Below are 14,872 nucleotides of genomic sequence, written 5' to 3' on the forward strand. Positions count from 1 at the left end.
AAATAATTTTTAATTTAGTGGTTCTAAAAGAGTTTAACAATTATTTCTAATTATGCCTATTTTTGATAAGTTTGTAATTCATGATTAAAACTTATTAATATAAAAATTCATTAATAAAAATCCACATGGCCATGCTACATGTGGATTTTTATTAATGGTTTTTACTTTTCTTGTTTGATATCATTAAAAATTTCACCAGCAACAGTCATTGTCGAAGCAATGTTGCTCAAATTAGGAGGTATTATAATTTTGGTAGCTTTACCATCAGCTAATTTACCTAATTCTTCAATAGATTTAAGAGTAAGAACATCTTTAGAAATCTTTGATTCTTTTAATAAATCGATTGCTTTTTGCTGACCTTCAGCTCTTAATATTTCTGACTGTTTGTCTGCTTCAGCTTTAAGTATATTCGCCTGTTTAAGCCCTTCTGCTTTTAATATATCAGAAGCTTTTTGGCCTTCTGCGATAAGTATTGCAGAAGCCTTCATTCCCTCAGCTTCTAAGATGTTAGCCCTTTTTTCTCTTTCTGCTCTCATTTGTTTTTCCATAGCATTTTGAATATCAACAGGTGGTTTTATGTTTTTAATTTCGACTCTATAAACTTTTATACCTCATGAGTTTGAAGCTTCGTCCAATATTAAAGTTAACTTAGAATTTATTGTATCTCTTGAAGTTAATGTTTCATCTAACTCTAATTCACCTAATAAATTTCTTAACGTTGTTGCAGAAAGGTTTTCAATAGCTTTCATAGGATTTTCCGCACCGTAAACATATAATTTAGGATCAGTTATAGATAAATAAACCACTGTATCTACTCTTATCCCGGCATTATCCTTTGTTATTACATCTTGCTCAGGAAAATCCATAACTTTTTCCTTATAATTACCTTTTTTCACTATCTTTTCTATAAATGGTATTATAAAATTGATACCGTTTTTTAATGTTCTATTATAATTACCAATTCTTTCAACAACAGCGAATTCTGATTGAGGAATGATTTTTATTCCTTTTATCATAGATAAAATTAAAAGTAATAATAAAATAATTATCACTATTGATAAAATAGTTATACTAGTAGTTGACATCTTTCTCCTTTGTGGCAGCAATATATAAAATATTGCCTCTAATTTCTTTTATAGTCACTTGTGTACCTTTTTTTATTAACCCTTCATTTTTGATTGATAGAGTTCTAAATTTTTTATCACCAATTTTTATTGCTCCATAAAGATTATTTTCAGATTTTTCCTCGTAACTATCTTCTTCTAAAATGAATATTTCAGTTTTATCAATCCCATTAAAATTAGATTCTTTGTACTTATAGTTTAAAAATTTATTTTTAAAAACTTTAAATATAATTAGATATAGTAATACTCATGATATTATGAACATAATTATTTGCAATGCTATTGATGATACCGACATCTTAACAAATATAGAAATAAATAAAGAAGGTATAGCTGAAAATGATGTTAACCCTGCTCACAATCCTGTTGTTAATATTTCTAAAATAAAAAATAGAAGAATAATAAATGATCATAATACTATGAATACTATTCTTAACGAATCCATGAATATCCTTTCTTTATTCGTTTCCTTAAAATGTTTTTTTAACAAGTGCTAAATTTTCTATTATTTTTAATGCTTCAATCTTATTCATAGCCTCTAGTAATTTCACTTGCTTATCGACATCATACTGAATAATTAAATCACCTGTATTAGCATCAATAATAACATGGTCAACATATGATATTCTTATAAAATAGAATTCTATTTTATTATTAATGATTCTTTTACCATTAGTCGAAGAATTATAAACAAATTTATGTCCATTTATTCTCTTGTTAGTTATGGTATATTCTTGCCTTGCATAGTCAGTTCAAGATAATACATATCAAAGATAGAAAAAGAAATTACAATTGCTAAAATAGATATTGTTGCATTAATTGTACTACTCAAATTGGAAAAATTAATTAATAAATTCAAAGTTGAAACAATACTGAATAAAAATGCAATCATTGATATTATGATCGTTAAAATATTATTTCCTTTTTGTATTTTGTAATTTTTCTGCTTCTTTCATGTTACTACTTTCATTTATAGTAATAAATTACAAAAATATTATACAAAAAAACAAGTTTTTCATAAATTGAATGTTCTAAAAGTCATTTGAAATGAAACAATTAAAAACGTAAAATAATTTTTATCAAATTTTAGATGTACAAAAAGGTATAGGAAAATAGAAAACTTTAAAAGTTTTATCAGTGCTTTTGCTCATTTTTTTCAAAAAGTAAGGCTCCCTTGATTGTAATCAAAGGCGTGGGACCAAAATAATCAAAGATTGATTAATAATTTTTCTATAGTCATTTATTCATTCCATCATAATATCAATTTCTTCTTGAGTATAACTATCAAGACCTTTAACCTTAGGAATAAAGTGCCTTATTAATCTAAGCATATTTTCGATGAAACCTTTTTGACATGAATTATATGGGAGAAATTTGAATAATTTTTCTTTAGGAATGATTTTGTGTAATAAAACATTTTCCTTACCATTATTGACAGTTAAGAACTTAATGTTTAAGTCAAACTTTTCAACCATATTTTTTCAAAGCTTGATAAATATATTTAGAACCTCTTTTAGTTATTGTGGCATATGATTCTCTAGTTTTTCTTTCTAACAAAGTTACTAAACACTTTTTATCATCAATTTTACCCATTAGAGTGTCAAGTTCGTAATGATACATTTCTGATCTATCGTCAATATAATTTGGTCTTTTAGATATTTCTGTAACATTATTCAATGTTACTGACTTAGTCTTCTTTCTTGTTTTCCTAATATATTACCTTCTGATTTTCTAATTATATGCTCATAATCTGGGTAAAATGGTAAGGATTGCATATTTTTATACATCGCACCAACAAAAAAAGGGATTAAAGCCAATGTAAAATTTTTTTTAAAAAATTTACAAAAATATTTGGTGCTTTTTCTTTAATGTTTTTTAAATTTTTGTATTTATTATATCTATGTCTAATATCATTTCAATATTCTTTAAAAGGTTCTCATTTTTCCCGCATCTTAGTATTCCTGAAAAACAATTTTGAGTATCTATAATCCAATAAACGATCATACATTTTAGAAAAAATGAATAACTTTTAACCTTAGTGACTTTTTAAAACAATTGTTACATTGAAATTTTTGTGGTATTTTAATAAATCATTAGAATGTTTACTAGTCATAAGATTAATTTTGTTTTTCATTGTTCTCGCGTATCTTTTTATTTTCTAGAGGCTTTTTGAATTGATATACCTTGACTAATTTCAAACAAAGTGTTATAAATTGAATCAATGTCCATTTGTTTTTTGCAAATTTCTAGTTAGTTCTAATTTTTTTGAAAATTTCAAATGGTATCAATATTTTCTGCAATCTCATAATGAGTATATTTATTTTCTTTTTTGATTGATCAAAAATACAAATTTATTTTTTTAAATTTTTTATTCTAATATTAATGTATTTTTTCTTATTTTGCACATTTATTTTATTACAGCATACATAAAAACAAAGTCATATGCATGTTTAACTTGCATATGACTTTTCTAATTAATATTTAATTTTCTGTCTTAATTATTCTTTATTAAAAAATTAACTATTAACTCATTGTCTTTATATTTTTCTAAAAGTCATGATATAAATTCAGGTGAGTATTTTTCTATATTATTTAAGACACATGTTACTGAAGCTGGATTTATTTTTATTATTTCTTTAATAAATTCGTTATTATAGATAATTTTTTTAGAAGCGTATTCTAAAGCTATAGTATCGATTTCAACAGCTTTTAAAATAAATTCTTTATCATTTTTCAACTCATCCGAAGCATATTTTAATGCTCATCAATGATTTTCAATAGCCTTCAAAACCACTTCTTTATCATTCTTTAATTCGTCCGAAGCAAATCTCAAAGCTGATCCATTATTTTCAACAGCCTTCAAAACCACATCTCTATCATTCTTTAACTCATCCGAAGCATATCTTAAAGTTCATTCATGAATTTCAACAGCTTTTAAAATAAATTCTTTATCATTTTTCAACTCATCCGAAGCATATTCTAAAGCTAATCCATAATTTTCAACAGCCTTCAAAACCACATCTTTATCATTTTTCAACTCATCCGAAGCATATTCTAAAGCTAATCCATAATTTTCAAGAGCCTTCAAAACCACTTCCTTATCGTTCTTTAACTCATCTGAAGCATATCTTAAAGATAATCCATCAATTTCAACAGCTTTTAAGAGAAATTCTTTATCATTTTTCAACTCATCCGAAGCATATTCTAAAGCTAATCCATGAATTTCAACAGCCTTTAAGAAAGTTTCTTTATCATTTCTCAATTCATCCGAAGCATATTCTAAAGCTAATCAATTAATTTCAACAGCTTTTAAGAAAAATTCTTTATCATTCTTCAACTCATCCGAAGCATATTTTAATACATAGTTCCTATCTTCAACAGCTTTTAAGAGAAATTCTTTATCATTTTTCAACTCATCCGAAGCATATTCTAAGGCATAACCGTTATTTTCAATAGCCTTTAAAACCACATCTTTATCATTTCTCAATTCATCCGAAGCATATTCTAATGCATACCCATGAGTTTCGGTTTTTGATTCATTTCCATTATTTTCGATAGCTTTCAAAACCACTTCTTTATCATTCTTCAACTCACCCGAAGCATATCTTAAAGCTAATGCATCAATTTCAACAGCTTTTAAGAGAAATTCTTTATCATTTTTCATCTTATCCGAAGCATATCTTAAAGCTAATGCATCAATTTCAACAGCTTTTAAGAGAAATTCTTTATCGTTTTTCATCTTATCTGAAGCATAATCCAAAACTAGCCCATTATTTTCAAGAGCCTTCAAGACAACTTCTTTATCATTTTTCAATTCATCCGAAGCATATTTTAAAGCTGATCCATAATTTTCAACAACTTTTAAGAGAAATTCTTTATTATTTCTCAATTCATCTGAAGCATATTTTAATGCATAATCATTATTTGCGATAGCCTTCAAAACAACTTCTTTATCATTTTTCAACTCATCCGAAGCATATTTTAATGCATAATCATTATTTGCGACCGCCTTCAAAACCAGATCTTTATTATTTCTTCACTTATATTCAATGATTTCTAATAAAGACCCATCTTTTTCAATGAGTTTTCAAATAATATCTTTATCAGAAGTTCATTTCTCAGGAATTCATCATATAACTTTTTTATCATTAATAATGAAATTTATTGCATCATCTATTTTTTTACTATTTTTCTTATTTAAATCAATCTTATTTATTTCAATATTTTTCTTTATATCTTCATCATTAAAGTCTTCAGGATCTAAATCTTTGATAGATATATAATTTTGTATCAATAATTTAGAAATTAAAAATTCTGTAGAATTCAATTGAGAGATATTTGAAAATAAAATTTCTAAAAATGCTTTATCAGAAAATATATCTTTTGTAAGATATTTTCAATTATCTGTTCATTGATTATCTTTGGTTAAGAAATCAATTGACGTAATAAGTTGTACTATTATTTTTGCTTTATCATCATCAAAATTTATATCCATTTCTAAATTATTTGCTTTATATATTTCTTTTATTTCTTTAATTACTTTATCGTATAATAAATCTTTTTCCATTTTTTTCTCCTTGTGTCACAACTAATAACTAAAAAATAAGGAAAATTTCTATAATCATGTTAGAAATTTAATCCTTTTATTGAAAATTAAAAAAATCACTATTACAAAAACTCTAGCACTAAGCCTCATTTTACAAGGTGAGTTGCTGAAGGTTTATCGATTTTTTGTCTCCCTTTCTCTTTATAGTTACTAAATTATTATAAATAATTTTACTTAATTTAAATTAAAAAATCTATATTCAATAATTATTTTATAAAACAAAAATCATTCATATATTTATTTAAATGAATGTAATAAAAAAACTGTAAAATAATTTCATCAAATTTTAGATATAGGGAAAAATATAGGAAAATAGGAAACTTTAAAGATTTTATCATTGCTTTAACTTACTTTTTTAAAAAAGTAAGGCACCCTCTATTACAGTCAAAAGAGGGTTAAAATCAGCTAAGATTGATTAATATTTTTTTATAGTTATTTATTCACTCCATCATAAAATCAATTTCTTGTTGAGTATAACTATCAAGGTTTTTTTTCTTAGGAATAAAATGCATTATTAATTTATGCGTATTTTCGGTGGAGCCTTTTTGTCATGAACTTATTCGGAAGACATTTGAACAATCTTTCTTTAAGAATTATTTTGTGCAATAAAACATTTTTCTTACATTATCTTAAGTTAAGGATTTAACGTTTAATCCAGACTTATTAATCATATTATTTAAAGCTTTATAAATATATTTATAACCTATTTTAGTTATTGTGGTATATGACTTTCTGGTTTGTCTTTCTAACAAGGTTACTAAACACTTTTTATCATCAATTTTGCCTATTACAGTATCAAGTTCGTAATGCCTCATTTCTAACCTATCGTTAATATAATTTGGTCCTTTAACTATTTCTGTAGCATTATTCAATGTTACTCATTTAGTTTTCCTGATTGTTTTTCTAATATATTTACCTTCTTATTTCCTGATTATATGCTCATAATCTAGGTAAAATGGTAAGGATTGCATATTTTTATACACCTCACTAACAGAAGGTTTAAAACCAATGTGGATTTCTTAAAAGAATTTATCAAAAACTTTACCGAAGTCTTTGGTATTTTTTTATATTTCTTTTGATTTTTTATTTATTATATCTATATCTAATATCGTTTCAATACTCTTTAAATGGCTCTCGTTTTTCTTGTAACTTTGTATTTCTGAGAAACAATCTTCAGTATATATAATACAGTAAGTGATCATATATTTTAGAAAAATGAAGAATTTTAATCTTAGTGACTTTTTTAAAGCAATTGTTACATTGAAATCTTTGGTATTTTGATAAATCATTAGAATGTTTACTAGTCATAAGATCAATTTTTGTTTTTTATTGTTCTTACATCTCTTTTTATTTTTCTAGAGACTTTTTGAATTGATATACCTTGACTAATTTCAAACAAAGCGTTGTAAATTGAATCAATTTCCATTTGTTTTTTCTGTAAATTTCTAATTAGTTCTAATTTTCTTGGAATTTCCAAATTGTATCAATATTTTCTGCAATCTTATAATGAGTATATTTATTTTCTTTTTTTTATTGATTAAAATACAAATTCATTTTCTTAAATTTTTCAATATAAAATTAATGTATCCTTTTTTATTTTTGCACATTTATTTTATTACAGGATACATAAAAAACAAAGTCATATGCATGTTTAACTTGCATATGACTTTTCTAATTAATTAAATCATTTATTCGCATTTTTACTACCTTTTTTCCGAACAAAAAAGTGGTTAGTTTTTACTCTAATCACCTTTTGATTCTATGACCTTGTTTATTCTATTTCATTACTACCCATTTACCTGATTTGGTAGAGCCTTCTCTTTTAATTTTACCGTCTGCTCTTAGTTTTTTTATGTGATAACGAACCCCGTCAAAAGAAACATTTAAATGTTCTGCAATTTGTTTTGCTGTAATATTTGGCTCCACCATCATTAATTCAATAATTCTATTCGGTACAGATTTCTCAATTTTTATTTCTTGGGTAGTTTCTTGGGTAGTTTCTTGGGTAATACTACGATTAAACTCTTTCAAAAATTCTTCATTTATACCCATAACTGCGTTAGTATAGTTATCTTCTTCATTGTCCGGATAAAACTTAAGCTCAGGAGAAGCATTTTCTAATAGTGCATCTTTTGCGCGTCTTATTCCTGATCCGTAAGATTCTATCAAGTTTAATGAAAAGAACATATCTTTAAGTTCTTTGTTAAGATACTGCCTTCTATCAAAACTTCTATCCCTATTAAGAGCCTCGATAGTAACCGAAGTAAGTGGTCTATTATGGTTTACAAAAGAAATTCTATCCTTGTAAATATAGATTCCTACATATTCAGGAGTATCATATTATTTATGCAAAATAGCATTAGTAGCAAGTTCCTCAAATGCCGTAAAAGGATAGTTATATATAATCTTATGCTCAATTTTATCAGCTTCCCTTATAGTGTATGAAGTCATAATATTATCTTCAAAATATTTGCTGACTTGTTTTGCCTGTATCCAAACCGGTCCATCAAATCTTTTTGATTCCATTTTATCCGTTCCGTCAATTTCTCTTATGATTTCAACATGAGCATTTGGAATAAATTTATTTGGCGTTTCCGCAAACATCAGCACAGCAAAATTTTTAGCTCTATAACCACCATACTCACTTTCACTGACAAGTCCCATACTCTTTGCCATATCCAACTTAGACATTTCTCTAATATCTTTCTTTGCTCCTGTCTGAAGCAGATATTCTTTCATATATTCATAGCTTAAATCATCTATGGTAGCTGTATCATTGAGATTGGAACTAAAAGAAAAGTTTGCAAATTTCTTCAAAAGTTCAAATTCTTCGGTTGGGTTTGGTAGTCTTGAATCTCTGCCAACTCTGATATATCTTCCTGCCTTTAGCCTAATATCTTTATCTCTTTCCGCCCTTTCACTTGTTTGAAACGGTCCGTTACTTCCGTTTTCTACTGCAACGACAATATAATATTCATTGTCAATTTTATCCGTAATAATGTGATAGTTTATTTTAGGGTGGATATTGGAAAGCAGAGATTTTAATTCATTTTCGATACCTTCAATTTTAGATTCTTTTATACCTTCTATCGGTCTTTTAGGAATTGCCTTTTCTCCAGTTTCTTTATCATCAACTTCTTCAATTCCGACAAACAACAAACCTATCTCATTGTTCATATAGTTATTGGCAAAGGCACAAGCAGTTTTTAGAATTTTATCTTTAAAATTTACCGATTTTTTATATTCGATAAAACTGCTTTCTATGTTTTGATTTTCAAGAATGTTATGAGCCATTCTCTTTATGTCTAAAAGCTGCATAATACCTCCTTTTCGAAAAAATATTCCAGTATATTATAGCACTTTTAGGACATTTTTTCCACTCCGAAATTAGTTGCCTCTTATGTGTAATAACATATATTTTGACCCTACATTAATCTCATATAATATAACCTATTTAACAGGAAAGTGGTATAAATTGTTTATGAAAATAACACACAACTTATTTAAGTATAAAAATTGAACAAAATTTGAAATAAAAAACAACAATCTTTAAAATTGATTGCTGAAAATATTGAAAAATCCTTACCTTAGTTTAATTATAGGGATTAGTTTATTTACTGTGAATATTCTAAAAGTCATTTGCAAGAAAGCAATGAAAAACTGTAAAATAATTTTATTAAATTTTAGATGTACAAAAGGTATAGGAAAAAACTTTAAAAGTTTTCTTGGTACTTTTGCTTACTTTTATAAAAAGTAAGGCTTCCTTGATTGTAATCAAGGGTGGGAGGATTAAAATAATCTAAGGTTGATTAATAATTTTTCTATAGTTATTTATTCATTCCATCATAAAATCAATTTCTTCTTGAGTATAACCATTAAGACTTTGACCTTCAGGAATAAAATATCTTATTAATCTATGCATATTTTCGACGGAACTTTTTGCCATGAACTATATGGAAGACATTTAAACAGTCTTTCTTTAGGAATGATTTTGTGTAATAAAACATTTTCCTTACCATTATCAACAGTTAAGGTTTTAATGTTTAAACCAAACTTCTTAATCATATTATTTAAAGCTTGATGAATATATTTTGAACCTCTTTTAGTTATTGTATCATATGATTTTTAGTTTGTATTTCTAACAAAGTTACTAAACACTTTTTATCATCAATTTTACCCATTACAGTGTCAAGTTCGTAATTATCCATTTCTGATCTATCATTAATATAATTTGGTCTTTTAGATATTTCTGTAGCATTATTCGATGTTACTAATTTAGTCTTTTTGGTTGTTTTCCTAATATATTTACCTTCTGATTTTCTGATTATATGCCCACAATCTAGGTAAAATGGTAAGGATTGCATATTTTTATACAACTCACTAACGTAAGGGTTAAAGCCAATGTGAAATTTTTTAAAAGAATTTACTAAAAACCTTACAGAAGTCTTTGGTATCTTTTTTTAATATTTCTTTTGATTTTGTATTTATTATATCTATGTCTAATATCATTTCAATACTCTTTAAATGGTTCTCATTTTTCTGTAACTTAATATTTATGAGAAACAATCTTGAGTATCTATAATCCAATAAATGATCATATATTTTAGAAAAATGAAGAATTTTAACCTTAGTGACTTTTTTAAAACAATTGTTACATTGAATTTTTTGATATTTTAATAAATCTTTAGAATATTTGATAGTCATAAGAGTAATTTTGTTTTTTATTGTTTTCACATTTCTTTTTATTTTTTTGAGTCTTTTTTTCAATTGATATACCTTGACTAATTTTTAACAAAGTATGATAAATTGAATGAATATGCATTTGTTTTTTCTGTAAATTTCTGCTTATTTCTAATTTTCCTTTGAATTTCTAAATAGCATCAATATTTTCAGCAATCTCATAATGGTATACTTATTTTCTTTTTTGATTGATCAAAAATACAAAGTTATTTTTCTAAATTTTTTATTCTAATATTAATTTATTCTCTTTTATTTCGTTATAATTATTTTATTGTACAAGATATATAAAAACAAAACCATATGCATGTTTAACATGCACATGGCTTTTCTAATTAATATTTAATTTTCTGTCTTAATTATTCTTTAATAAAAAATTGACTATTAACTCATTGTCTTTATATTTTTCTAAAAGTCATGATATAAATTCAGATGAGTATTTTTCTATATTATTTAAAACGTATGTTACTGAACCTGGATTTATTTTTATTATTTCTTTAATAAATTCGTTATTATAGATAACTTTTTTAGAAGCGTATTCTAAAGCTAATGGATCAATTTCAATAACTTTTAAAATAAATTCTTTATCATTTTTCAATTCATTCGAAGCGTATTTTAACGCTTTACCATTATTTTCAACAGCCTTTAAAACCACCTCTTTATCATTTTTTAGTTCATCTGAAGCATATTCTAATGCATAACCATAATTTCCAACAGCCTTTAAAACCACCTCTTTATCATTTTTTAGTTCATCTGAAGCGTATTCTAATGCATAACCATCGTTTCTAACAGCCTTTAAAACCACCTCTTTATCATTCTTTAACTCATCGGAAACGCATTGTAAAGATAATCCATTTTCTTCAACAGACTTCAAAACAACTTCTTTATCATTCTTTAACTCATCCGAAGCACATTTTAATGCATAACCATCAATTTCAACAGCTTTTAAGAGAAATTCTTTATTATTTCTCAAATAATCCGAAGCATATTCTAATGCAAGACCATTATTTCCAACAGCCTTTAAAACCACTTCTTTATCGTTCTTTAGCTCATCCGAAGCATATTCTAAATTTAATCCATTTTTTCCAACAGCCTTTAAAACCACTTCTTTATCATTCTTTAGATTATCCGAAGCACATTTTAATGCATAACCATCAATTTCAGCAACTTTTAAAAGAGTTTCTTCTAATGCATAACTATCGATTTCGAGAGCCTTAAAAACAACTTCTTTATCATTTTTTAACCTATCTGAAGCATATTCTAATGCAAGACCATTATTTCCAACAGCCTTCAAAACAACTTCTTTATCGTTCTTTAGATTATTCAAAGCACTTTTTAATGCATACCCATCAATTCCAACAGCCTTTAAGAGAAATTCTTTATTACTTCTTAAGTTATCTGAAGCATATTCTAATGCAAGACCATTATTTCCAACAGCCTTTAAAACAACTTCTTTATCATTCTTTAACTCATCTGAAGCATATTCTAATGCAAGACCATTATTTCCAACAGCCTTCAAAACAACTTCTTTATCGTTCTTTAGATTATTCAAAGCACTTTTTAATGCATAACCATCAATTCCAACAACCTTTAAGAGAAATTCTTTATTACTTCTTAAGTTATTTGAAGCATATTCTAATGCATAACCGCTATTTCCAACAGCCTTCAAAACAACTTCTTTATCATCTTTTAACCTATCTGAAGCATATTCTAATGCAAGACCTTTATTTCTTACAGCCTTCAAAACAACTTCTTTATCATTTCTCAAATCATCCAAAGCATATCTTAAAGCTCATCCATCATTTTCAACAGCCTTCAAAACAACTTCTTTATCATTCTTTAACTCATCTGAAGCATATTCTAATGCATAACCATCATTTTCAACAGCCTTCAAAACTAGATCTTTATTATTTCTTCACTTATATTCAATGATTTTTAATAAACGTCCATCTTTTTCAATGAGTTTTCAAATAATATCTTTATCATAAGTTCATTGTTTAGGAATTCATCATATAACTTCTTGATCATTAATAATTCAATTTATTGCATCATCTATTTTTTTACTATTTTTCTCATTTAAATCAATCTTATTTATTTCAATAATTTTCTTTATACTTTCATCACTGAAATCTTTAGGATCTAAATTTTTGATAGGCATATAATTTTTCATCAATAATTTGGAAACTAAAGATTCTGTGAAATCCAAGTAATAAATATTTGAAAATAAAATTTCTAAAAATGCTTTATCAGAAAATATATCTTTTGTAAGATATTTTCAATTATCTATTCATACATTATCTTTAGTTAAGAAATCAATTGACGTAATAAGTTGTGCTATTATTTCTGCTTTATCATAATCGAAATTTATATCAATTTCTAAATTATTTGCTTTATATATTTCTTTTATTTCTTTAATTACTTTATCGTATAATAAATTTTTTTCCATTTTTTCCCTTCTAAGAGCGACTAGTAACTAAAAAGGAAAGAAAAATTCCTATGATTATGATAGGAATTTAATTATTTCATTAGAAGTTAAAAAAATTCACTATCATAAAAGTTTTAGCACTTTGCCTTATTTCAAAGGTAAGTTGCTGAAGGTTCATCGAGCTTTTCTCTCCCCTTCTCTTTATAGTTACTAAATTATTATAAATAATTTTTCTTTAATTTAAATTAAAAAATCTATATTTAATAATTATTTTATAAAACAAAAATCATTCATATATTTATTTAAATGAATATAAGTTTTTGTTTACTGTTTACTTTATAAAAAATAAAATATAATGTAGAAATAATCACACCAATTTCATGAATTACACAACAAAATAAAATCAATGATTGATTTGATGTTACTGAAAACGAATCAACCAACATTTATAATTTTCGACCAACATCTTCATACATTTTAAACAAATCAAACAACGAACAATTTCGCAATAAAGAAAATATTACTGGAATAAATGAATTAAGAAAGTAAAGTCTAAAAATAACCTAGAAGGTGAACTTAGTATTCAAGATTTTAAAAGATCTGTAAATAAAGGCGAAATTTTAATTAAATATATTTAGCTTTACATTGATATTTTTGCTCATCATAAATTACTTAAACTCTGTTGAATAAATGTAATTTTGAGCAAAAGTAAATGGATGAAAATGAGTAATTTAGAAAAACAATATGAAAAATTTTTTTAATTTATATAAAGTTATAATGAAAACCTAAAATAACAAACAAACTAAAAAATTATTACCCCTTTTAAACAAGAAAAATAGGAATTTTATAAAGCTGTTTTATATGTTGATTCAAACTATAATCTAGACCCTTTAACTAAAGAACCTGACGAAAAATTTATGTTTAAATTAAACTTGATCATGAAGGGCGAGAAAAAAGAGCTAGAAGGTTATGCTGGCTCATCATCATACTGATTTAAAAGGGTTATGTAAACTGATGAAAATACTAAAGTTGAATACAAAAAAGCAATCTTGGGATCTATAATTTCTATTGATAGAAGTAATTCAACTCATTTGGAAGCAATTAAAGGAACAAGGTTAGAAATTCTTAATAGAATAATCGAAATTGCGCCAAATAAAGAACAATTAGAAAAAGAATTAAAAAATGATGTTCTAAACGAAAATCATATATTGTTTAAAATAGCAGATGCAGTATCAGGTAAAGATAATAAAAAAAGATTTAACTTATCTTTTGCTTCTAAATTTTGTGCATACGCTTCAAAAATAATTTTAGGAAAAGTTAAATACCCCAAATATGATAGTGTAGTTTCTCATAATCTTTTTTATTATTACAATAAATACGTAGATGAAAATTCTAATAAAAATGAAAATACATATAAAATTAATTCTGCAGTTAAAAAAATAGATGAATACATTAACAAATATCTCTTATATACTAATGATATAAATAATATAGTCGAAAAAGTACAAATAAATAATGAATTTAGTGATTTTAATATAGAAGATTTAGACCACATTATTTGATACTTTTTAAAAGGTCAAAAATAAAACTTTTAAAAATATAAAAAAACATTCATAATTAGTATAGGAAATACATTATGAATATTTTTTCTTACTTGCAAATTTAATTATAAATTCATAAAATACCCGAAATCAACCGTTTCTATTATTATAGAAACTTTAATATTTAATCTTCACTTGTTTCAAAATACATTGCAGAACTTGTTTCAAAATACATTGCTGCAATAATTAATCTTAATTCGGTTGCATTATTTAAATTTAATATTTTTATCACATTTTCTTCATTAATTTTAACAATATTATTATCAATAAATTTGTAATATTTATACCCTTTTAACACACCGACAAAGTTTATCCCATATAATCTTTTTAATTCTCACATTTCATTTAAATTATCTAATCTTGCCAATCTCATTTATTT

14 protein-coding genes and 1 riboswitch are annotated in these 14,872 nt (G+C 25.2%); of the genes, 1 reads left to right on the forward strand and 13 read right to left on the reverse strand.

All coding sequences use genetic code 4. The annotated features are described in order from the left end of the window. Positions 1–161: 161 nt before the first annotated feature. The 12 genes from D2846_RS01635 to D2846_RS01680 form a co-directional block, all read right to left on the reverse strand. Positions 162–1,085 (reverse strand): SPFH domain-containing protein, encoded by a 924-nt coding sequence (locus D2846_RS01635; RefSeq protein ID WP_117275221.1) that lies wholly within the window; start codon positions 1,083–1,085, stop codon positions 162–164. Further along, positions 1,072–1,569, reverse strand: a complete 498-nt coding sequence (locus tag D2846_RS01640; RefSeq protein ID WP_117275224.1) for an NfeD family protein — start codon at positions 1,567–1,569, stop codon at positions 1,072–1,074. The genes D2846_RS01635 and D2846_RS01640 overlap by 14 nt, the downstream gene beginning before the upstream one ends. A 631-nt stretch (positions 1,570–2,200) precedes the next feature. Then, positions 2,201–2,599 carry a hypothetical protein gene (locus D2846_RS01645; RefSeq protein ID WP_117275226.1) on the reverse strand — a complete coding sequence of 133 codons (399 nt, stop codon included), beginning with the start codon at positions 2,597–2,599 and terminating at the stop codon, positions 2,201–2,203. After that, a complete protein-coding gene (locus D2846_RS01650) occupies positions 2,571–2,801 on the reverse strand; it encodes a hypothetical protein (RefSeq protein ID WP_117275228.1) in 231 nt (76 codons plus the stop codon). The genes D2846_RS01645 and D2846_RS01650 overlap by 29 nt, the downstream gene beginning before the upstream one ends. Before the next feature lie 817 nt (positions 2,802–3,618). After that, the gene (locus D2846_RS01655) at positions 3,619–5,691 is read right to left on the reverse strand and encodes a DUF4116 domain-containing protein (RefSeq protein WP_117275230.1); all 2,073 of its coding nucleotides are present in this window, start codon (positions 5,689–5,691) and stop codon (positions 3,619–3,621) included. 668 nt (positions 5,692–6,359) lie between these two features. Next, positions 6,360–6,602 carry a hypothetical protein gene (locus D2846_RS01660; protein ID WP_117275232.1) on the reverse strand — a complete coding sequence of 81 codons (243 nt, stop codon included), beginning with the start codon at positions 6,600–6,602 and terminating at the stop codon, positions 6,360–6,362. A gap of 428 nt (positions 6,603–7,030) precedes the next feature. Further along, positions 7,031–7,207: a hypothetical protein gene (locus D2846_RS03525; RefSeq protein ID WP_170128418.1), complete on the reverse strand. Its 177-nt coding sequence runs from the start codon at positions 7,205–7,207 to the stop codon at positions 7,031–7,033. Positions 7,208–7,506: 299 nt separating this feature from the next. Further along, positions 7,507–8,046 (reverse strand): ATP-binding protein, encoded by a 540-nt coding sequence (locus D2846_RS03745; protein ID WP_223211535.1) that lies wholly within the window; start codon positions 8,044–8,046, stop codon positions 7,507–7,509. A gap of 24 nt (positions 8,047–8,070) precedes the next feature. Beyond that, positions 8,071–9,048, reverse strand: coding sequence for an AlbA family DNA-binding domain-containing protein (locus tag D2846_RS03750; protein WP_223211530.1), 978 nt, complete (start codon positions 9,046–9,048; stop codon positions 8,071–8,073). A gap of 481 nt (positions 9,049–9,529) precedes the next feature. Next, entirely contained in the window at positions 9,530–9,676 is a 147-nt protein-coding gene (locus D2846_RS03530) for a hypothetical protein (RefSeq protein ID WP_170128419.1), read from the reverse strand. A 160-nt stretch (positions 9,677–9,836) separates the two neighbouring features. Beyond that, complete coding sequence (locus D2846_RS01670) at positions 9,837–10,094, reverse strand: hypothetical protein (protein ID WP_117275234.1); 258 nt, start codon at positions 10,092–10,094, stop codon at positions 9,837–9,839. A gap of 728 nt (positions 10,095–10,822) precedes the next feature. Continuing rightward, on the reverse strand, positions 10,823–12,913 hold the full coding sequence (locus D2846_RS01680) for a DUF4116 domain-containing protein (protein ID WP_117275238.1): 2,091 nt from the start codon (positions 12,911–12,913) through the stop codon (positions 10,823–10,825). Between the two features lie 96 nt (positions 12,914–13,009). Continuing rightward, positions 13,010–13,102: riboswitch (SAM riboswitch) on the reverse strand. Positions 13,103–13,983: 881 nt separating this feature from the next. On the opposite strand from D2846_RS01680, the gene D2846_RS01685 reads away from it, so the two are divergent. Then, positions 13,984–14,478, forward strand: coding sequence for a hypothetical protein (locus tag D2846_RS01685; RefSeq protein ID WP_117275240.1), 495 nt, complete (start codon positions 13,984–13,986; stop codon positions 14,476–14,478). A 139-nt stretch (positions 14,479–14,617) separates the two neighbouring features. Here D2846_RS01685 and D2846_RS01690 read toward each other — a convergent pair whose 3' ends face one another. Continuing rightward, the gene (locus D2846_RS01690; protein ID WP_117275242.1) at positions 14,618–14,866 is read right to left on the reverse strand and encodes a hypothetical protein; all 249 of its coding nucleotides are present in this window, start codon (positions 14,864–14,866) and stop codon (positions 14,618–14,620) included. Positions 14,867–14,872: the final 6 nt, after the last annotated feature.

The sequence above is a fragment of the Mycoplasmopsis edwardii genome (genome assembly GCF_900476105.1).
Lineage (GTDB): Bacteria > Bacillota_I > Bacilli_A > Mycoplasmatales > Metamycoplasmataceae > Mycoplasmopsis > Mycoplasmopsis edwardii.